This is a genomic window from Nocardia sp. NPDC050718, from assembly GCF_040654235.1.
Taxonomy (GTDB): Bacteria; Actinomycetota; Actinomycetes; order Mycobacteriales; family Mycobacteriaceae; genus Nocardia.
In genome coordinates, this window is record NZ_JBFAHQ010000002.1 from 320,892 (window position 1) to 340,674 (window position 19,783).

At 69.7% G+C, this 19,783-nt stretch carries 22 protein-coding genes; 12 read left to right on the forward strand and 10 right to left on the reverse strand.

Annotation, left to right across the window (positions count from 1 at the left end; all coding sequences use genetic code 11):
- Nucleotides 1-12: 12 nt before the first annotated feature.
- On the reverse strand, nt 13-600 hold the full coding sequence (locus tag AB0H54_RS10940; RefSeq protein WP_019048020.1) for a peroxiredoxin: 588 nt from the start codon (nt 598-600) through the stop codon (nt 13-15).
- Between the two features lie 109 nt (nt 601-709).
- On the opposite strand from AB0H54_RS10940, the gene AB0H54_RS10945 reads away from it, so the two are divergent.
- The 3 genes from AB0H54_RS10945 to AB0H54_RS10955 all read left to right on the forward strand — a co-directional run bounded on the left by AB0H54_RS10945 (nt 710) and on the right by AB0H54_RS10955 (nt 2,695).
- Nucleotides 710-1,618, forward strand: coding sequence for a hydrogen peroxide-inducible genes activator (locus tag AB0H54_RS10945; protein ID WP_355277620.1), 909 nt, complete (start codon nt 710-712; stop codon nt 1,616-1,618).
- 107 nt (nt 1,619-1,725) lie between these two features.
- Nucleotides 1,726-1,962, forward strand: a complete 237-nt coding sequence (locus AB0H54_RS10950; RefSeq protein WP_355277618.1) for a hypothetical protein — start codon at nt 1,726-1,728, stop codon at nt 1,960-1,962.
- A 103-nt stretch (nt 1,963-2,065) separates the two neighbouring features.
- Nucleotides 2,066-2,695: a serine protease gene (locus tag AB0H54_RS10955; RefSeq protein WP_357345705.1), complete on the forward strand. Its 630-nt coding sequence runs from the start codon at nt 2,066-2,068 to the stop codon at nt 2,693-2,695.
- A 10-nt stretch (nt 2,696-2,705) separates the two neighbouring features.
- Here AB0H54_RS10955 and AB0H54_RS10960 read toward each other — a convergent pair whose 3' ends face one another.
- Nucleotides 2,706-3,800, reverse strand: coding sequence for a LuxR family transcriptional regulator (locus AB0H54_RS10960; protein ID WP_357344687.1), 1,095 nt, complete (start codon nt 3,798-3,800; stop codon nt 2,706-2,708).
- Between the two features lie 186 nt (nt 3,801-3,986).
- On the opposite strand from AB0H54_RS10960, the gene AB0H54_RS10965 reads away from it, so the two are divergent.
- The 6 genes from AB0H54_RS10965 (at nt 3,987) to AB0H54_RS10990 (ending at nt 7,570) form a co-directional block, all read left to right on the forward strand.
- Nucleotides 3,987-4,580, forward strand: coding sequence for a biotin transporter BioY (locus tag AB0H54_RS10965; RefSeq protein ID WP_357344689.1), 594 nt, complete (start codon nt 3,987-3,989; stop codon nt 4,578-4,580).
- Nucleotides 4,581-4,601: 21 nt separating this feature from the next.
- On the forward strand, nt 4,602-5,282 hold the full coding sequence (locus tag AB0H54_RS10970) for an ABC transporter ATP-binding protein (RefSeq protein ID WP_357344691.1): 681 nt from the start codon (nt 4,602-4,604) through the stop codon (nt 5,280-5,282).
- The gene (locus AB0H54_RS10975; protein ID WP_357344693.1) at nt 5,279-5,881 is read left to right on the forward strand and encodes an energy-coupling factor transporter transmembrane protein EcfT; all 603 of its coding nucleotides are present in this window, start codon (nt 5,279-5,281) and stop codon (nt 5,879-5,881) included. Before AB0H54_RS10970 ends, AB0H54_RS10975 begins: the two co-directional genes overlap by 4 nt.
- A 47-nt stretch (nt 5,882-5,928) precedes the next feature.
- On the forward strand, nt 5,929-6,519 hold the full coding sequence (locus tag AB0H54_RS10980) for a TetR family transcriptional regulator C-terminal domain-containing protein (RefSeq protein ID WP_357344695.1): 591 nt from the start codon (nt 5,929-5,931) through the stop codon (nt 6,517-6,519).
- 82 nt (nt 6,520-6,601) lie between these two features.
- Nucleotides 6,602-7,342, forward strand: coding sequence for an SDR family NAD(P)-dependent oxidoreductase (locus tag AB0H54_RS10985; RefSeq protein ID WP_357344697.1), 741 nt, complete (start codon nt 6,602-6,604; stop codon nt 7,340-7,342).
- A 15-nt stretch (nt 7,343-7,357) separates the two neighbouring features.
- On the forward strand, nt 7,358-7,570 hold the full coding sequence (locus tag AB0H54_RS10990) for a 4-oxalocrotonate tautomerase family protein (RefSeq protein ID WP_355277604.1): 213 nt from the start codon (nt 7,358-7,360) through the stop codon (nt 7,568-7,570).
- Between the two features lie 55 nt (nt 7,571-7,625).
- Here the strand turns inward: AB0H54_RS10990 and AB0H54_RS10995 are convergent, their stop codons facing one another.
- The 3 genes from AB0H54_RS10995 to AB0H54_RS11005 form a co-directional block, all read right to left on the reverse strand.
- Nucleotides 7,626-8,186: a hypothetical protein gene (locus AB0H54_RS10995; protein ID WP_355277601.1), complete on the reverse strand. Its 561-nt coding sequence runs from the start codon at nt 8,184-8,186 to the stop codon at nt 7,626-7,628.
- Nucleotides 8,187-8,282: 96 nt separating this feature from the next.
- Nucleotides 8,283-9,224: an alpha/beta fold hydrolase gene (locus tag AB0H54_RS11000; RefSeq protein ID WP_357344700.1), complete on the reverse strand. Its 942-nt coding sequence runs from the start codon at nt 9,222-9,224 to the stop codon at nt 8,283-8,285.
- Nucleotides 9,221-9,781, reverse strand: coding sequence for a hypothetical protein (locus AB0H54_RS11005; protein WP_357344702.1), 561 nt, complete (start codon nt 9,779-9,781; stop codon nt 9,221-9,223). The genes AB0H54_RS11000 and AB0H54_RS11005 overlap by 4 nt, the downstream gene beginning before the upstream one ends.
- Nucleotides 9,782-9,935: 154 nt before the next feature.
- Here AB0H54_RS11005 and AB0H54_RS11010 point away from each other — a divergent pair, with 154 nt between their 5' ends.
- On the forward strand, nt 9,936-10,544 hold the full coding sequence (locus tag AB0H54_RS11010) for a TetR/AcrR family transcriptional regulator (protein ID WP_357344704.1): 609 nt from the start codon (nt 9,936-9,938) through the stop codon (nt 10,542-10,544).
- A gap of 69 nt (nt 10,545-10,613) precedes the next feature.
- Here AB0H54_RS11010 and speD read toward each other — a convergent pair whose 3' ends face one another.
- From speD to AB0H54_RS11030, 4 genes are all read right to left on the reverse strand, one after another.
- Nucleotides 10,614-11,816, reverse strand: a complete 1,203-nt coding sequence (speD, locus tag AB0H54_RS11015; protein WP_355277591.1) for an adenosylmethionine decarboxylase — start codon at nt 11,814-11,816, stop codon at nt 10,614-10,616.
- An 8-nt stretch (nt 11,817-11,824) separates the two neighbouring features.
- A complete protein-coding gene (locus AB0H54_RS11020) occupies nt 11,825-12,940 on the reverse strand; it encodes a type III PLP-dependent enzyme (protein ID WP_357344706.1) in 1,116 nt (371 codons plus the stop codon).
- Between the two features lie 104 nt (nt 12,941-13,044).
- On the reverse strand, nt 13,045-15,543 hold the full coding sequence (locus AB0H54_RS11025) for a DUF3516 domain-containing protein (RefSeq protein ID WP_357344708.1): 2,499 nt from the start codon (nt 15,541-15,543) through the stop codon (nt 13,045-13,047).
- A 57-nt stretch (nt 15,544-15,600) separates the two neighbouring features.
- On the reverse strand, nt 15,601-16,545 hold the full coding sequence (locus AB0H54_RS11030) for a PAC2 family protein (RefSeq protein WP_355277582.1): 945 nt from the start codon (nt 16,543-16,545) through the stop codon (nt 15,601-15,603).
- Between the two features lie 195 nt (nt 16,546-16,740).
- Between AB0H54_RS11030 and AB0H54_RS11035 the strand changes: the two genes are divergently transcribed.
- Nucleotides 16,741-17,481: a sensor domain-containing protein gene (locus AB0H54_RS11035; protein WP_357344710.1), complete on the forward strand. Its 741-nt coding sequence runs from the start codon at nt 16,741-16,743 to the stop codon at nt 17,479-17,481.
- Nucleotides 17,482-17,618: 137 nt separating this feature from the next.
- Nucleotides 17,619-18,782 carry a DUF4192 domain-containing protein gene (locus tag AB0H54_RS11040; RefSeq protein ID WP_357344712.1) on the forward strand — a complete coding sequence of 388 codons (1,164 nt, stop codon included), beginning with the start codon at nt 17,619-17,621 and terminating at the stop codon, nt 18,780-18,782.
- A gap of 19 nt (nt 18,783-18,801) precedes the next feature.
- On the opposite strand, the gene galE is transcribed toward AB0H54_RS11040, so the two are convergent.
- Nucleotides 18,802-19,782, reverse strand: coding sequence for a UDP-glucose 4-epimerase GalE (gene galE / locus AB0H54_RS11045; protein WP_357344714.1), 981 nt, complete (start codon nt 19,780-19,782; stop codon nt 18,802-18,804).
- Nucleotide 19,783: the final 1 nt, after the last annotated feature.

Sequence of the window (19,783 nt, forward strand, 5' to 3'; positions counted from 1 at the left end):
GGGAAAGGTGGATCAGACGCTGGCCGAGAGCAGTTCGCCCGCGTTGATGGTCGGATCGCCCTTCTTCCAGTTGCAGGCGCACAGCTCGTCGGACTGCAGGGCGTCGAGCACGCGCAGCACCTCGTCGACGTTGCGGCCGACCGAACCGGCGGTCACCGAGACGAACTGCACCTCGTTGTTCGGGTCGACGATGAAGGTGGCGCGATCGGCGACGCCGTCGGCGTTGAGAACGCCGGTGGCGGCGGCCAGCTCACGCTTGAGGTCCGACAGGATCGGGAAGGGGAGGGTCTTGAGATCCTCGTGCTGGGCGCGCCACTGGAAGTGCACGAACTCGTTGTCGACCGAGGCGCCGAGCACCTGGGCGTCACGGTCGGCGAACTCCTCGTTCAGCTTGCCGAAGGCGGCGATCTCGGTGGGGCACACGAAGGTGAAGTCCTTGGGCCAGAAGAACACGATGCGCCACTTGCCCGCGTGGTCGTCGCTGGTGATCTGGGTGAAGTAATCGTCCGGCTGCTGCGCGTCGACCTTCGACAGGTCACCTCCGATGACTGCCTTGAGGTTGTATGCCGGGAACTGGTCGCCGATGGTCAGCAGAGCCATGCTCATCTCCTCATTCGTGGTGTGGTCGCGCTCGTCGTGTGAGCCCGCGGTGATCTTGCCGAAAGCGTACTGAAAGGTAAAGCCGATCGCTCGTCGTACACTGATAGGCGTGACTGATCAGACTTATCAGCCAACCCTGTCGCAGCTGCGTGCGTTCGTCGCCGTGGCCGAATATCGGCATTTCGGCACCGCCGCAGCGCGTTTGACTGTGAGCCAACCCACGTTATCGCAGGCACTGGCATCACTGGAAAACGGCCTCGGACTGCAGCTCATCGAGCGCAGCACCCGTCGCGTGCTGGTCACCGCGGCCGGGATGCGGCTGCTGCCGCAGGCGATGGCGACCCTCGAGGCGGCCGACCGTTTCGTGGCCTCGGCGACCGGTGACGGACTCGGCGGGGTGCTGCGGCTGGGCATCATCCCGACCGTCGCGCCCTACGTGCTGCCGGACCTGCTGCCCGAGCTGCGCCGCAAACTGCCCGCGCTGGTGCCCCAGGTGGTGGAGGACCAGACCGCCCGGCTGCTCGACGGGCTGCGCACCGGCGTGCTCGACGTCGCCCTGCTCGCGTTGCCCACCGACGCCCCCGGCCTGGTCGAGATCCCGCTGTACTCCGAGGAATTCGTGCTCGTCACCCCGCGCGGGCACGAGCTGGCCGGGCGCACCGACCTGGCCGCACCGGTGCTGGCCGACATGCCGCTGCTGCTGCTGGACGAAGGCCACTGCCTGCGCGACCAGACGCTCGAGCTGTGCCGCACCGCCGAGGTGCACCCCGGCGCGGTCGGCGACACCCGCGCCGCCTCGCTGACGACGGTGGTGCAGTGCGTCGCGGGCGGCCTCGGGGTGACCCTCATTCCGCAGATGGCCGTGGCCACCGAGACCGCGCGGGCCACCCTCGACACCGCGCGCTTCGCCGATCCCGCGCCGGGCCGCACGATCGGGCTGGCATATCGGGGGTCATCCGCGCGGGCCGAGGATTACGAATACCTCGCAGCTGTGATCCGATCGAAGCGGCCCTTTTAGATCTCATCTGTTCGTACGACGATATTCCGGGCCGTCGGTGCTGTCCTTTATAGGGTGACGATTCCGTCGTGGGATCGGCACGACAAATGTGGGAGACAGTCGAAGGAATGGCCATGTACAAAGTACGTTCAACCATCGCGGTGCTCGCTTGTGCGCCGATGATCGCTCTAGGTGCCGGCGTCGCCGGCGCAGCACCCGCGGCGGACCCCGTCCCCGTCGCACCGGTTCCGGTTCAGGTCGAGCCCGTTGTGTTGTCACCGTTCATCACGATCCCCGGTGCCTTCCTCGCATGCGGCATCGTCCTGATCACCGTTCCCTTCTTGTACCCGGTCTGCGTGGTCTGACACGCAGATGCCGAAAACGAGAAGCAATCAAGGCACTCCCGCACTTCAGCGCGGGAGTGCCCCTACGACATGGGGTCGGTGGTGGATCGCCGCCGCCACGCTGCTGCTGGTCTGGGGCACCGTCGGCACTGTCGGGACGGCGCAGGGAGCCGCCCCGGTGACGCTCGGTGGTGGCTCCGGCATCGTCCTCGACGACGGCTCGACCTGCACACTCACGACGATCGGCTGGGATGGTGCCGGTCATCTGGTCGGCTTCACGGCCGCGCACTGCGCCGCCGCCGGTGAGGGCATGGGAGTGGCCGCCGAGGCCGATCCCGAGGCAGGCAACGTCGGCACGATCGCGGTGCTCGGCAGCGATCTCGACTACGCGGTCATCGCCTTCGACGAGAGTGCGGTGATCCCGGTGAACCGGGTCGGCTCGACCACGATCACCGACGTCGGCGTGCCCGCCCAGTTCCCGGCTGTCGCCTGTAAGGAAGGACGGACAACAGGGCAGACCTGTGGGCTGGTCTACGGAGACGTCTTCGGTGGCGCCTCGTGGACGCTGACCCAGATCTGCGTGATCCTCGGTGATTCCGGCGCGCCCGTCGTCGTCGGTTCGACGCTCGTCGCGATCGTCAACGGCTATATCGGGCTGCCGTGCATCGGCCCGCAGGTCGGCGCGAATTTCTCGCTGATTCTCGCGGATGTCGACGCACGCGGCGGAATCGGTGCAGGATTCCATCCGATTTGATTGCGAATAGTTACTGCGCGGAAATGGCAGTGGTCAGCAGGAGCCGAACCAATTCCGCCTGCCGGTGTGTTTTCGTCTTCGCGAAAATATGCTGCAGGTGCGTGCGGGCGGTGAATACCGAGACGGAGAGCTGATCGGCGACGGCGGGCAAGCCGTCGCCGCGCAGCACCCCCATGGCGACCATGGTCTCCGCGTCGGTCAGGCCGTACAGATCGTGCAGGGCCTCCGGCTCCGGCTCGGGGTCGTGATCCGGATCGACGAGCAGGAGCAGCACCGCGCGGTGCCACAGTCCGTCGCCGGCGATGCCGTCGAGCGGGGACACCCGCAGAATCAGCGGCTTGCGGCCGGAACAGCGGGTGACGGCCACGTTGCCGCTGGAGAATCCGGGGTCGGCGGCGCAGTTGATCAGGTCCCTGAGCTGTTTCTGGGTGGTCGGGGATCCGGCCCGCAGACAGCCGAAGGCGTCCACCGACAACCCGTCGGACGCCTCGGTGATCCGCTCGGCCATCGAGTTGGCGAACACCAGCGCCGCGTCGGTGGTGACGATCATGATCCCGTAGTGCGCCTGCTCCAGGGTCGCGAGCGCGAAGGCCCGGTCCCGGGACAGTTCGACCAGCTTGGACTGGGTGCGCAGCGCGCCGCGCAGGTGCGGCACGAGCACCCGCAGCAGCGCCAGGCCCGCGGGATGGCCGGTGATCGACTGGTGATCGGGCATCGTCAGGCAGATCCACGACGACGGGCGATCGTCGCTGAGCCGGGCCAGGAAGCTGTTGGACAGGCCGTTCGCGCTGACCTGGTCGGCGAGCGCGCTGCCGTGCTCCGGCACGGCGAACAGGTCGTCGCTGGTGGCGGTGCTGCCGACCGGCAGCTGTTGGACCCGCTCGGCGACGCGCTCGAGCTGCGCGGGCAGATCCGGCGGGCTACTGGCCCCCGCGGATTTGATCGCGAACCGGTCACCGACCGGATCGGCGATGACCAGGAAGCCGTGGACCGCGCCGAAGGTGTCGGTGATCTCCCCGATCACCGAGTCCCACCGGTCCGGGTCGTTGCCCGCGCCGTAGATCGCGGCGATCAAGTTCGAAAAACGTTGTAGCGCTATCGACATGATGGCCCTTCCTCGGCCACGGGTTGTCGGCGCGCTGCCGTTGTGCGGCGAGCGCCGCCCGGGAAGTCCCAACCTTCGAATCGTAATCGATCTTCGGGCGCGGCGAAATGCTCGCCGATGTCTTCCGACCGCGGACTCAGGCGCCTCACCTGCTATCTTGAACGTCGTTCAATTCCATGGTGAAGGATGTCCGCTGTGTCCGATATCGAGAAATCCCCTAAGCCCGCGGTCGGTTTCGCCGCGCGGGACCTGGCGCAGATCGCGGTGTTCGCCGCGCTGATCGCCGCCCTGGGGCTGCCGGGCGCGATCACCGTCGGATTCAGTGGCGTGCCGATCACCCTGCAGACCCTCGGTGTGATCCTGACCGGCGCGATCCTCGGCGCGCGCAAGGGCACCGCCGCCGTCGCGGTCTTCATCGCGCTGACCCTGATCGGCCTGCCGCTGCTCTCGGGCGGTCGCACCGGCCTGACCGCGCTGGCCTCGCCGACCGCGGGCTATCTGATCGGCTGGATTCCCGCCACGCTGGTGATCGGGTCGCTGACCGCGCTGATCCTGCCGAAGTACCCGATCGTGCCGGGCCTGCTGATCAACGCGCTCGGCGGCATCCTGGTCATCTACCTGTTCGGTACCGCCGGCCTGCTGGTCCGCACCGACCTCGGGCTCTGGGCCGCCATATCGACCAATTTCGCGTTCGTGCCGGGCGACCTGGCCAAGGTCGTCATCGCCACCGTGGTGGCCAAGGGTGTGCACCGGGCCTATCCCGGACTGATCCGTGGCTGAGCGCGCGGGTCGGCGGCGCGCGTGAGCGAGATCGTCCTCGACGGGGTGGGCCACCGGTTCGGCGACCGGACCGTCCTGCGCGAGATCGACCTGCGGATCACCGAACAACGGGTCGGGCTCATCGGCGCCAACGGCTCGGGGAAGTCGACGCTGGCGCGGATGCTCAACGGCCTGCTGAAGCCGACCTCGGGCAGCGTCACGGTCGACGGGATCGACGCTGCCCGCAAGGGTGCCCAGGTGCGGCGCAAGGTCGGCTTCGTGTTCACCGATCCCGACACCCAGATCGTGATGCCGACCGTCACCGAGGACCTGGCGTTCTCGCTGCGGCGCAGCGGCCTCGGCCGCGCCGAGATCGCGGCCAGGGTGACCGGGATGCTGGACCGATTCGGGCTGGGCGCGCACGCCGACCATCCGGCGCACCTGCTCTCAGGCGGGCAGAAGCAGCTGCTCGCGATCGGTTCCGCGCTGATCCGCGAGCCCGAGGTGATCGTCGCCGACGAGCCGACCACCCTGCTCGACCTGCGCAACGCCCGCCGGGTGTCGGAGGCGCTGAACGCCCTCGACCAGCAGGTGATCGTGGTGACCCACCAGCTCGCCCTGCTCGACGGCTTCGACCGAGTCGTGGTGCTGGACAACGGGTCCGTCGCCTACGACGGCCCGCCCGCGGACGCGGTCGGCGCGTACCGGCGGCTCGTCGAGTGATCGGCCTCTACCGTCCCGGCGATTCCCCGCTGCACCGGATGCCCGCGGGGGCGAAGCTGGTGCTGCTCGTCGTCGCGATCGTCGCGATGACCGTCTTCGTGCGCGGTCTGCCGGGTGTGGGTGTGCTCGTGCTCCTGATCGCCTGCCTGTTCGCGCTCGCGCGGATCTCCTGGCGGGTGGCGCTGGCGCAGATCCGGCCGGTGCTGTGGATGACGCTGATCATCGGTGTGTTCCAGCTGTTCACCACCTCGCCGACCCGGGCGGTCGTCGTCTGCGCTGTGCTGCTCGCCTCGGTCGCGCTCGCGGCGCTGGTCACCGTGACGACCAGGGTCACCGACCTGCTGGACGCCCTCACCCGCGCGCTCGGGCCGCTGCGCCGGGTCGGGGTGGATCCCGAGCGGGTGGGGCTGCTGCTGGCCCTGGCCATTCGCTGCGTTCCGTTGCTGGCGCAGATCGTGCACGACGTCGCCGAGGCGCGCCGCGCTCGCGGGGTGTCCTGGTCGGCGACGGCCCTGGTCACGCCCGTGCTGGTGCGCGCGTTGCGGACCGCCGACGCGATGGGGGAGGCGCTGGCGGCGCGCGGCGTCGACGACGACTGACGACGACCTCTTGCGATTAGTAGACGACCGGTCGTATAGTCGTTCGCATGGCACGGCCCCGGCGTAGCGACGACACCCGAGCACTCCTGATCGAGGAGGGCGCGGTCGGTCTGCTGTCCAACGGCTATCACGGCACCGGCATCAAGCAGGTGCTCGACAAGGTCGGCGTGCCGAAGGGGTCGTTCTACAACTACTTCGACAGCAAGGAGAGCTTCGCGCACGCGGTGATCGAACATCACTCGCTCTGCGTGCAGCGCAACCTGGCCGAAGCCTTCGGCGGCGCCCCCGACGCGCTCACCGGTCTGCGCCGCTTCTTCGGCACGCTGACCGCGGACTTCGTCACCGCCGACTACACCGGCGGCTGCCTGATCGCCAATCTCGGCGGTGAACTCGAGGGCAGCGAGACCTTGCGCACCGCGCTCTCGGCGGCCTGGGCGGCCTGGCGCGACGGCGTCGCGGGCGCCCTGCGGACCGCGCAGGCCGAGGGGACGGTGCGCGCCGACATCGACGCCGTCGACCTCGCCGATCTGCTGCTGGAGTCGTGGGAGGGTGCGGTCATCCGGATGAAGATCGACCGCACCGTCGAGCCGCTGGACAAGTGTCTGCGCCGCCTGCTCGACGACTACTTCCGGCCGTAACCGAGCCCTATCTCGCGTCCCAACCCTGCCGGTCGTCCATCCTGAGACGACCGGTCGTTTCCGAACTCGAAAGGAACAGTCGATGTCGACTCCGAAGACGGTCGTCGTGACCGGGGCATCCAGCGGAATCGGGCGTGATGTCGCCCGCGCCTTCGTCGCCAGAGGCGACGCGGTGGTCCTGGGCGGGCGCGACGCGGACAAGCTCGCCGCCGTCGCCGCGGAACTCGACGCGCCGGATCGCGTGGCCACCGTGGCCGGTGATATCGGCTCGCCCGCAACGGGATCGGCATACGTCCGCGCCGCTCTGGAGCGATTCGGCCGGGTCGACGCGCTGATCAACAGCGCGGGCGTGTTCGGCGCGACCCCCTTCGTCGACGTCACCGAGTCCGAGCTCGACCGCTATCTCGGTGGCAACCTCAAGGGCACCTACTTCACCACCCAGGCCGTGGTGCGCCAGCTGCTCGCCCAGGGCGACGGCGGCAGCGTCGTCAACATCGGTACCGTGCTCATCGACCACGCGATGACCGGGCTCCCCGCGTCGGCCGCGCTGATCAGCAAGGGCGGCGTGCACGCCCTGACCACCAGCCTGGCCGCCGAACTCGCGCCCGCCCGGATCCGGGTGAACGCGGTCGCGCCCGGCATCATCCGCACCCCGCTGTTCGGTGACGGCGACGAGCGCGCCGCCGCGGGCGCTGCCCTGCTCGGCCGGATCGGCGAGGTCGCCGACACCACGGCGGCCGTGCTGTACCTGACCGACGCCGAGTTCGTCACCGGCCACATCCTCCCCGTCGACGGCGGGTTCATCTCGGGTAGAGCGGCGTAGAAAGGAAACCAAACCATGCCGTATGTCAACATCAAGGTCACCGACGAAGGGGTCACCCCGGAGCAGAAGGGTCAGCTGATCAAGGGTGTCACCGACCTGCTGTTCGAGGTGCTCGGCAAGTCGCCCGACAGCACCTACGTGGTGATCGACGAAGTGGCGCTGACGGATTGGGGCGTCGGCGGGGTCAACGTCGCCGAGTATCGCGCCCAACGCGCGGCGCGCGGCTGAGGGTGCCACGGTGCGCCGGGTGCGGGCTCTCCCGCGCCCGGCGCACCGCCGTTCGTCAGGCCGGGCCGTCGAACGGCACCGCGGCGTCGAGGGCGAACCAGCCCATCGGGATCCGCTTCCCCCGGGTCAGGAAGTAGCTCGGGCCCAGCCACAGATCCGGCTCGATCTCCCGCAGTTCGTCGTAGATCCGCCGGGCGGGCCGCCGCGAACCGACCCGCGGATCGTCATAGTCGAACAGCACCGCCGCGCGCCCGTCGAGCACGGAATCACCCACCGTGGCCACGAAATTCAGCGCCCGCATGCCGCCGAGCAGACGGAAGACGTTGTGGCCGACCGCCACCCCGCCGTCCACGTGACGAAACGATTTCGCCACCCAGAAATACGACGGCCGCGCCATCACCGGCCCGAGCACCCGCTCGGCGGACCCGGGGAACGACCGCATCGTCACATCACCGTCGAGCCGCGCGAAGTCGCGTTCGGTCACCGCGGGCGCCGCGTCGAACAGCGCGCGGAACTCGGTGAGCCCGGCCCGCGACAGGGCGTCCAGGCGCGGGCGATGGCCCGACGGCGCGCGGACCGGCATCAGACCGTCGGCGGACAACGGTGTCGGCGTCATGAGCGGACTCGATTCTGTCGATGCTGTGCATCTTGCATACTGCCAACGTTCGGCGCCGACGGCACCGGAATCGGCAGTCTGCCCCACCGACCGCACTCAGCGCCCGAACGGTGTCGTGAGCTCGCACGGCACCGGTGGCGCGTGCGCCGGATCCAGCGCACCCAGGACGAAGGAGACCGTGCGTGGACTGGCGGCGATGCTGAAATGCTCGGTGAAGTCCTGCTCGCACCCGTCCTGGAGGACGATGTTCGTGGTCTCCGGTCCCGGCACGAGGCTGGTCGGATAGGGCGTCAGCAGGACGTCGTACCGAGAGGTGATGTTGGTATAGCGCACGCCGGGCGCGTAGACCCCGTCGCGGGACAGTGCGGTGAGATAGTCCGAGCCGCGCAGGACTTGCGGACAGATCTCGCAGCCGGTGGCAGCCACCAGATTCCACAGCGGCGTGTCGATCCCGGTGCCGCGCAGCGACTCGCGCAGCCGATCCAGAGCCATCACATCGGTTCCCTCCCACAGCCCCGACAGCGCGACGATCCGTTCCACCGAAGCCGCGCCGCCCAGGTACTTCGCGTAGTGGTTGGAGGAGAGCGTGCCGAACGACTCGGCGAGGATGTCGACCTTGCCCGCACCTGTCGCCCGCCGGACCTCGGCGACGAAATCGCCGATCTGGCGGGCATTCTCGGTCACGGGACGCATCGCGCCCGGTGTCCATTCGGTGGGTGTCGCCCAGCCGGGGGAGCCGTAGGTCAGCGCGAACACGCAGTACCCGGCGTTGGCCAGCAGCGGGGACATGGTCTGCCAGTTGATCGTCCGGTTGACGAATCCGCCGTGGACGAGCACCACGGGATTCGGGTGCGCCGCCGAGGGGGTGCAGGACCAGTCGTTCGACCCCGGCGGGGCCGCGCCGGGCGTCTGTAGCTGTGCCCGCACGCCGTCGAGAATGCTCCACGGAACCGGAAGTGGTTGCGCTACAGCTGATCCGCTGTGCGCGGTGAGGAGCCCGATGGCCACGGCGACTACCGCGCGGCGTGCTGTCCTCATCGCACCTCCCCATAGCCGACCGAGCTGTCGACCGCGAACCAGCACACCGTCACCCGGCGTTGTCCGATCCGCAGAAATCCGGGGCCGAGCCAGAGGCCTGGTTCGATCTCCCGCAGTTCGTCGTAGAGACGCCGGGTCAGCCGTGGTCCGGCCAGGCGCGGATCGCCGTAGTCGATGCGGACCGCGGGCCTGCCGTCGACCACGGACGGGCCGATCGTCGCGGCGAACGGCAGCCCCCTGGAGCCGCCGAGGGCGGTGAAGAAGTTGTGGCCCGCGATGAGCTCGTCGTCGACGCGGCGGAACGACTTGCCCATCCAGAAGAACGAGGGCCGCGACAGGATCCGCCGTAGCACCCCGGTGCCGACCGGCGCGAAGCCGCGCAACATCAGATCGCCGTCCAACCGGTCCAGATCCCGCGCCGAGGTCGGGGTGGCGGCGCTGAATCGCCGCGCCAGGTCGGTGATCGGCACCGCCGAGAGGCGGTCCAGCCGGGGGCGGTGGTCATCGGGCCGGCGGACCGGCATCAGGCCGATGCCGGAAGGCAATGCTCGGGTCACGGGGTACTCGATTCTCGAGAAGGTTGGTTCGGGCATTGAAATGTCATCAGCATTCAGATGCTGTCGACATCTGAATGGGGAGAGTGTGCCCGGTCACACCCATCCCCGTCAATGGCATCGGGGGACATTCGCGGCGCGCCGGTAGGGTCAGGCCGTGCAGAAACGCTTGAGCCGGACGGAATCGCACGCGCTGACCCGCGCGAAGCTGATCGAGTCGGCCACTGTGCTCTACCTGCGCGATGGCTACGGCGCGACCTCGAACAATCAGGTCGCCGAGGCGGCCGGATTCAGTCGTGGGGCGGTCTATTCGAATTTCGCCAGTAAGGAGGACCTCGCGCTGGCGGTCCTCGATCAGTTCCTCGACGCCGAGATCGCCACGATCAGCGCGGCGGTCGGCGACGGCACGGTCGACGAGCGGTTCGCGGCCTTCGAGCGCTGGATGCTCGAGGCGGCGCGGGAACGGCGGTGGGCGATGCTCAAATCCGAACTGGCCGTTGCCTCCCGGCACAGTCCCGCGCTGCGCCGCGAGCTCGCCGAGCGCGACGAGACGGTGCACCGCACCGTGACCGCCTTGCTGACCGCGCTCTTCGCTGAAGCCGGACTCGAGGCCTTTCCGATCGCGCCGCCGACCCTGGCCCGGTTGCTGATCGCGGTGGCCAAGGGCGTCGCGATCGACGGCGTCATCGAACCCGACAAGTCCGCGGAGTGGCTGACGGAGTTGCTGGCGACGCTGCGCGCGTTCGCCGCGATGCTCGGCGGCTGACGGGGAAAACGACGAAGGCGGTGACCCGGGGTCCGGGTCACCGCCTTCGGTGGCTGTCGCGAAGCGAGCTCAGGCGCGCAGGGCGTAGGGCTCGATCGCGCCGCGCTCGAGGGCGCGGGCGTCGATGGTCTCGGCGCGGTAGGGGAGCAGGGCCAGGCGGTCGGTCATGCCGCGCACCGGGTCGTCGATCTTCTCGTTCAGGCCGAACAGGAAGGTCCACTCGTGCTCGTCGCTGCCGTAGGGGACCACGGTGGCGAACTGCTCGTGGAACCGGCCCCACGAGCGCTTGAGGGTCTCGTTGCGCCACATGGTCGCGCAGCCGGCCTGGGCCGACAGCACGCCGCCGGGCGCCAGCAGTGCCTTACATCGGGACAGGAACTCCGCCTCGTAGAGGCGGTTGTGCTGGGCGTCCTCGACGCGCTCGTCCGGCAGATCGATGACGATCACGTCGTAGCGGGTGCCCGCCTCCTGCGCGTTGGCCAGGAAGTCCCAGCCGTCGGCGTAGTGCACGTGCACCGGACCCTCGCCGGCGACCGCGGCCGCCAGTTCCTCGGTGGTGTAGCCGTAGGGCAGGTGCCGGGCGCACAGCTCGACCTCGCGCTGGTCGATGTCGACGTGGTCGACCAGGGTCGCGCCCGCCGCCACCGACATCTGCGAGGCCACACCCTCGCCGGAACCGATGATCAGCACCCGGTCCAGCTTCTCGGCCAGCACGAACGCCGGGACCATCATGGCCTCGTGGTAGGTGACCTGGGAGAACTCGGTGGACTGGCGGTCGTCGTCGGAGAACAGGGAGATGCCCTGATCGGTCCGCGCGATCACCATGTGCTGGAACGGGGTGTTCGTGTCCACGATCACCTCGTGCAGATCCCAGATCCGGGTCAGGCCGTCGCCCACCGGTTCGTAGATCTTCTCGGCACCGTGGCCGCGCTGGACGACCTTCATCCGAACATCCTTGGGAGACAACTTGTCTCGCAGGAGTTCTACCGCCTTCGTCGCACCGGCGCCGATGCTGCCGCAGGTGAAGACGTCGACGAAGATGTCGCCGGACTCCGGATAGGTGTGAATCGAGGCGTGGGACTCCGACAACAGGGCGAGGACGGTCACCCCCTGCGGATCGAACTTTTTGTGAACGACATCGCAGATGGTGACGCCCGCCGCGATCAGAGACTCACGCAACGCCGATTCGAGTCGTTCGAGATCGTCACACAGGTCTGTGTCGACACCACCGAACTCGGCCAGCACGTGCCAGCCGGTGAATTCCGCCGTCATGGGCAAACTCACTCTCGCTCAGCGCCCGAGACATGAACGGTCAAGGGCGGAAAACCATTGAAGGACACCGACGAATAACTCGCGGTATAGGCGCCGGTGTCGAGGATCTGGATCTGATCACCGGCTCGCAACGTGGTCGGCAGAAGGACCTTCGTGCGTTGATACAGTACATCGTCGCCGTCGCAGGTCGGACCCGCGACCACCGCCTCACCCACCGGATCGCCGTCGCGATCGGTGACGAACCGGTAGGCGATGTACTCGTTCTCCGTCTCGGCCATACCGTTGTACCGGCCGATGTCGAGATACACCCAGCGCCGGCCATCCGGCGCGAATCGCACGCCGACGACCTCGGCGTGAATGGTGCCCGCGTTGCCCACCAGCGCGCGGCCGGGTTCGACGACCAGGCCGGTGGACTCGGGCAGGAACTCGGCGGCGGCCGCGGTCATGGCGGCCGCGATCGCGTCGAGTTCGGGGGCCGCGTCGACGTAGGAGATCGGCAGGCCGCCGCCCACATTGACCGCGGCGACGTGAATGTCCTTGTCCGCCAACGCGGTCACGATCTCACCGGCCTGCCGGATGCCGATCCGCCAGGCGGCCGGATCGAGCTGCTGGGAGCCGACGTGGAAGTACGGGCCGCCCACCACCAAGCCCAGATCGCGGGCGCGCACCAGCAGCCGCAGCGCCTCGCTCGGCGCGCAGCCGAACTTGGTGCCGAAGGGGGTGCGCGACTCTGGCGCCGAGGACAGGAACCGGCACTCGACCTCCGCGCCGGGGGCATGCTCGGCGATGCGCAGCAGATCGTCCTCGGTGTCGAAGGCGTAGCGGCGCACCCCCAGGGCGAAGGCGCGCGCGATGTGGGCGCTCTTCTTGATGGGGTTGCCGTAGCAGAGCTTGCCCGCGTCGATCCCCAGGCGCAGCGCCTGGTCGATCTCGCCGATGCTGGCCACGTCGAACTCGGCGCCCTCGGCGTCGAGCAGGGTCAGCAACTCGTCGACCGGTGCCGCTTTCACCGCGTACCTGATCCGGGTGCCCCGGCTGCGCCGCGCCGACACGGCGGCTGCGAGAGCTCGGTAATTGGCACGTACCCGTTCGGGGTAGATGACAAGGTACGGGGATTCGGGCATAGTTGAACTTTCGGTCGGCGGCCGGGAGAGACTATCAGCGGCGCCTACCCAACAACGAATCCGTCAAACATTCGTCATTTTCGACGATAGTGAACGGGTATCACTCAGCCCGCCGACACCGTGACCTCGTCGAACACGACCTCGCCCGCGGCGTCGGACTCCTCCAGATCGACGATGGCCGTCAGCGCCCAGCCGTGGTCCCCGGCGGGGTCGTCGAGCACCTGGCGCACGTGCCAGAAACCCGGCCGCTGCTCCACCTGGAACAGCTGCGGCCCGCGGGCGTCGGGACCGGTGCCGATCGTGGCGTACTCGTCGAAATAGGGGGCGAAGTCCTCGGCCCAGTCGGGGCCGGGGCTCAGTTCGTCCAGGTCGTACCAGCGCTGTCGCGAGGCCAGTTCGACCCGGCGGAACATGGCATTGCGCACCATCACCCGGAAGGCGCGCTCGTTGGCCGAGATCGGGCGCACCGACTCCGCGCCGAACGCGACCTGCTCGGCGTCGTTCTCCGCGCCGGGGTTGGTGAGCTGCTCCCATTCGTCGAGCAGGCTCGAATCCACCTGGCGGATCAGCTCGCCCAGCCATTCGACGAGGTCGTCGAGTTCCTCGGTGCGCGCCGCGTCGGGCACCGTGCGGCGCAGCGCGCGGTAGGCGTCGGCGAGATAGCGCAGCACCACGCCCTCGGAACGGGCCAGCTCGTAGAACGAGATCAGCTCGGCGAAGGTCATCGCGCGCTCGATCATGTCGCGCACCACCGACTTCGGCGACGGCGCGAACTCCGAGACCCAGGGATGCCCGGCCCGGTAGGTCTCGAACGCGGGCTCGATCAGCTCGGCCAGCGGTTTGGGCCAGGTGACCTCTTCCAGGAGCTCCATGCGCTCCTCGTATTCGATACCGTCGGCCTTCATCTCGGCCACCGCGGCGCCGCGGGCCTTGTGCTGCTGGGCCATCAGCAGCTGACGCGGGTCCTCCAGGGTCGCCTCGATCAGTGAGACGACATCGAGTGTGTAGGTGGGGCTTTCGCGATCGAGCAGTTCGAAGGCGGCCAGCGCGAACGGCGAGAGCGGCTGATCGAGAGCGAAGTCACGCTGCAGGTCGACGGTGAGCCGGGCCATCCGGCCCTTGGCGTCGGGTTCGGTGAGCTGTTGCACCACACCGGCATCGCGCAGCGCGCGGTAGAGCCGGATCGCGCGCAGGATGTGCTTGCGCTGGGCGGGCCGCGGCTCGTGGTTGTCCTCGAGCAGGTGGCGCATGGCGTCGAAGCAGTTGCCGGGCCGGGCGATCACGTTGAGCAGCAGGGCGTTGGTCACCGCGAAGCGCGACACCATCGGCTCGGGCTGCGCGGCGACGAGCCGGTCGAAGGTCTCCTCGCTCCACGAGACGAAACCCTCGGGTGGCTTGCGGCGCTGCACCTTCCGCTGCTTCTTCGGGTCGTCGCCCGCCTTGGCGATCAGGCGCGCGTTCTCCACCTCGTGCTCGGGCGCCTGGACGACGACGGTGCCCATGGTGTCGAAGCCGGCGCGACCGGCGCGGCCCGCGATCTGATGGAACTCACGGGCTTTGAGCCTGCGGGTGCGGACACCGTCGAACTTGGTGAGCCCGGTCAGCAACACCGTGCGGATCGGCACGTTGATGCCGACGCCGAGGGTGTCGGTGCCGCACACCACCTTCAGCAGGCCGTCCTGGGCGAGCTTCTCCACCAGCCTGCGGTACTTGGGCAGCATGCCGGCGTGATGCACGCCGATGCCGTGCCGGATCAGCCGCGAGAGGGTCTTGCCGAAACCGGCGGCGAACCGGAACTCGCCGATGGCGGCGGCGATCGCGTCCTTCTCGGCGCGAGTGGCGAAGTTCACGCTGGTCAGCGCCTGCGCGCGTTCCAGCGCGGCGGCCTGGGTGAAGTGCACGACGTACACCGGCGCCTGATGGGTGGTGACCAGTTCTTCGAGCGTCTCGGTGATGGGGGTGCGCACGTAGGAGAACGTCAGGGGGACAGGGCGTTCGGTGCCCGCGACCACCGCCGTGGAGCGGCCCGTACGGCGTTCGAGATCCTCGGCGAAGAAATCGACCTCGCCCAGGGTCGCCGACATCAGCAGGAACTGCGCGCGCGGCAGCTCGATGATCGGGACCTGCCAGGCCCAGCCGCGATCGGGATCGGCGTAGAAGTGGAACTCGTCCATCACGATCTGGCCGACCTCGGCGTCGGGGCCCTCGCGCAACGCCAGGTTCGCCAGGATCTCCGCCGTCGCGCAGATGATCGGGGCGTCGGCGTTGACCGCCGCGTCGCCGGTGACCATGCCGACGTTCGCCGCGCCGAACACCTCGCACAGTGCGAAGAACTTCTCGCTGACCAGCGCCTTGATCGGCGCGGTGTAGTAGCTGCGCTGCCCGTTGGCCATCGCGAACAGGTGCGCGCCGACCGCGACCAGGGACTTGCCCGAGCCGGTCGGCGTCGCCAGGATCACGTTGGACCCCGACGCCAGCTCCATCAGCGCCTCGTCCTGCGCCGGATACAGGGGGGTGCCCTGCTCGGCGGCCCACGCCGCGAACGACTCGTAGAGCGCGTCGGCGTCGGTCCCGGGGATTTCGAGCAGGTCGGTCAGATCCACTCCGACCACCCTAGTGGGCAGGATGGGCGTGGCCCCCGTCAGCACGGCCCGGGCGGGTCAGTCCTCGCTGTCGCGGGCGTTGTCGCCGTAACCGCCCTGCTCGGCGAGGAAGCGCTCGAACTCGGCGCCGAGCTCCTCGCCGCTGGGCAGTTCACCGTCGCCGGCCAGCAGGCTGGACTGGCTCTCCTGGGCGGTCACGAAGCTGTCGTACTGGCGTTCCAGCGCCGTCACGACCGTCTCGACCTCCTCGTTGCCCGCGATGTGCTCGGCGACCTGCTCGCGCACGCGCGCGGCCGCCTCGCCCAGCGCGGTGAGCGGCAGTTCGAGGCCGGCGCTGTCGGCGACGTTCTCCAGCAGCGTCTGCGCGGCTTCCGGGTAGTCGGTCTGGGCCAGGTAGTGCGGCACGTGCACGGAGAACCCGAGCGACTCGTGGCCGTGCTGGGCCATCCGGAACTCGAGCAGCGAGGACGCGCTGCCGGGCACCTGCAGCTCGCCGGGCCAGCGCTGGTGGTCACCGATCAGCGAACGGTCCGAGGAATGCGCGGTGACACCCAGCGGCCGGGTGTGCGGAATCGCCATCGGGATCGCGGACAGCCCGATCGTGCGGCGCACGCCGAGCTGCTCGGCCAGCAGCCGCACCGCGGTGGTGAACTTCTCCCAGCGCAGATCCGGCTCCAGGCCCGCCAGCAGCAGGAACGGGGTGCCCGCGGTGTCGCGCAGCGCCCACAGGTTCAGCTCGGGCTCGGCGTACTCGGCGAAGTGATCGGTCTTGAACGTCATCAGCGGACGGCGCGAGCGGTAATCGAGCAGCTCGTCGACGTCGAAGGAGGCGACGAGCTCGGATTCCAGGCTCTCGCGCAGATGGGTGGTCGCCAGGCGCACGGCGTGACCGGCGTCGGTGAAACCTTCCAGCCCGTGCACCAGCACGGGGCCCGCGCCGTCGTCCGACGACAGCTGCGGTGCGGGGAACTCCAGCTCGTACATGTGCGACTGGTCATCCATCGCGTACTCCTTCCTGCGCGGTCCACCAACGCTCGCGGCGGGGGAGGCGTTCTCCATTGTCCCCCACGCGAGCAGACGCGTCGCACACGGCCGGAGGACGGCTCGTCCTGCTACACAACAGCCACCGCTGCCTCGACATTCCCGCGCGGCGTGGCGATCACGCCCCGACCGGCCCGGTGCGGCACAGTGGGAGGGGTGAACGTGGCGGAAACGACACCGGCCCACCACGGCGATCCGGTCCGGCGCCCCGGGCAGCGGCGCCGGACCCTCGTCTGCGCGGTGGCGGTCGCCGGGCTCGCGCTGACCGGGTGTGGCGAGAGCATCAGCGGCACGCCGGTCGCCCAGAGCGCGATGGCGGTCCGGCACGTCGACGGCGCGCTCGCCGATCTGCTGCCCACCGCGCAGCAGTTCCCGGCCCGGTATCCGGCCGTGGTGCTGCCGCCGCAGGCCGCGGCCGCGGCGGCGGGCGATCTGGACGGGGTCGGGGCCGGGGCCACCGTCAGCCCGTCGCGATGCACGCCACCGGACCCCGAGCCGGGCGGCGAACCGGCCGCGGTCGCGGTCGGCAACGACGACGCGAGCCGGGCCACGCTCACCGTCGAACTGTCACGCACCACCGAGGCCGCCGCGCGCCTGCGCGACCGGCTCGCCGGGTGCGAGCAGATCCGGGTCAGCCGGGCGGGCGCGGAATCGACCGTCTCGACCGTGCTCGGCACCGCCGTCCCGGCGGGCGCCGACGACGCGGTGTCGTTGCGGCGCACCGTCGTTCCCGATGTCGGCGGGGCCGGGCTGACCCAGACGATGCAGACCTCGATCGGGCAGGTCGGCGATGTGCGGATCACCGTGACGTCGATGACCTTCGGCGCGGGGCAGCCGGACGACCAGGCCGTCGCGGAGATGTTCGCGACCGCCGTGCGCCGGGTGCGCGGGGCCTAGCACGCGGGGGTGACAAGTCCGGTCCGGGCGCGACGCCGGGACCGGGATCGCTCCACAGCCGCGACGCCGTCAACAGGGCGGCGGAATGCCCAGGTCGGCTGTCCGGCGCCGACGACGGCCCCGGGCACGGTGGAGCCATGACACCTTCGACGAACTCCACCCGCCGGGCCACCCGCTCCGGACCCTTTCCCCGGGCGCTCACCTGCGCCGAATCCACGCCCGGCTATCCCGCGCGACTGCCGCAGCCGCCGCTGCGGGTGGACGATCCCGGCGAGCTGATCGCCGCCCTGCCCGCCATGCTCGGTTTCGTCCCCGAACGCTCGCTGGTCGTCGCGGTGCTGCGCGGCGCGGGTGGGGGCGATGCCACGGCGATCGAGGCGGTCGTGCGCTTCGATCTGGACGCACTGGGCGATCCGCACCGGATCGGTCAGTTCACCGCCTGTGTGGGGTCGATCTGCCTGCGTGAGCACGCCGGCGGGGTGCTGGCGGTCTTCGTCGACGAGGCCGGGACCGGGGTGCTGCCCGCGCTGCGGGCGGCGTCGCTGCTCGAAGCGCTCGGTGACGAGGGCGTCGCCGTGTGTGGGGCCTGGTCGGTGCCCGCGATCGTGGCGGGAGCACGGTTCCGCGATCTGTTCCAGCGCGGTGCGGGCGGGGTCGTCGGGGATCCGGCGGCGTCGATGGTGGCGCTCTCGCACGTCCTCGACGGCAGGCAGATCCGCGGCTCCCGCAACGAACTGACCGCCCTGGTCCGGCCCGACCGGCACCTGCGCGCCCGGGTGCAGACCAGGCTCGGACCCGCGGTCGCGCGCTATCGCGAAGGCCTGTCCGCGGCGGCGCGCGCCGGGCACGCGGTGGCCTATCAGCGCCGGGCGCTGGAATGGGTGCTGTGGCAGATCGCCGACGCCGCCTCGGGGGCGCCGCGCGCCGATCGCGAACTCGCGCAGCTGGCCGCCACGCTGCGCGACCGGCCGATCCGCGACGCGATGTACGGGCTGGCACTGGGCGATCACGCCGAGGCCGCCGAACAGCTGTGGGCCCAGCTGGCCCGGGCCACCCCCGGCGCCGACCGCGCCGAAGCCGCCGCGCTGCTGGGGTTCAGCGCCTATCTGCGCGGGGACGGCCCGTTCGCCGGCGTCGCCCTCGCCGCGGCGGTGGACGCCGACGCGACCCACCCGATGGCCGTGCTGCTGGAGACCTCGTTGCAGAGCGGTTTGCGGCCGGAACGGCTCCGCAAACTCGCGCACTGCGGTCACCAGATCGCGGCCGATCTGGGGGTCGACATCGGCCCACTCCGGTCATGACACCGGCGATCGGCGGAACTCAGCGCGCGCTGTGCGCCTTGTCACCGAGCGAACGCAGGAATTCCCAGGCGTCGGAGACGATCTCGTCGAGATCGTTGTGCGCGGGCTGCCAGCCCAGCTCGGCGATCGCCCGGTCGCTGGAGGCGATGAGGACCGCCGGATCGCCCGCGCGGCGCGGCGTGTCGATCGCCTCGATCGGCAGGCCGGTCACCCGCTCGCACGCCGAGATCACCTCGCGCACCGAGAAACCGGTGCCCGAGCCGAGATTGAGGATCCGGTGGCTGCCCGGCTGCGACGAGGACAGGGCGAGCAGATGCGCCTGCGCCAGGTCTCGGATGTGGATGTAGTCCCGCACACACGTGCCGTCCGGCGTCGGCCAGTCGGTGCCGTAGACGGAGATGGCCTTCCGGTGGCCCAGCGCCACCTGCAACACGAGGGGGATCAGATGCGTTTCCACGACCCGGTTCTCACCGAGACCGGCGTAGGCGCCTGCCACGTTGAAGTAGCGCAGGCTCGTCGCGGCCAGACCGTGCGCCACCGCGTAGGAGGTGATGGCGTGGTCGATGGCCAGCTTGCTCGCGCCGTAGGGGTTGGTGGGGCGGGTGGGCGCGGCCTCGGTGATCGGCACCTGCTCCGGTTCGCCGTAGGTCGCGGCGGTGGAGGAGAACACCAGGCGCGGGGTGCCGGTCTCGCGGATCGCCTCGAGCAGGGTCAGCGTCTTGACGACATTGCCCTGCCAGTACTTCTCCGGCTGCTCCACCGACTCGCCGACGAGCGACTGCGCCGCGAAATGCAGGACGCCGTCGAAGGATTCGGCGCGCAGCAACTCCGGTGCCGCGACGGCGATGTCACCCTGGACGAAGCGGGCGCCGGCGGGGACACCGTCGGCGTTACCGGTCGAGAGGTCGTCGACGACGACCACCTCGTTGCCGGCCTCGAGCAGGACGGCGGCGCAGACGCCACCCACGTAGCCGGCGCCGCCGGTGACCAGAAGTTTCACG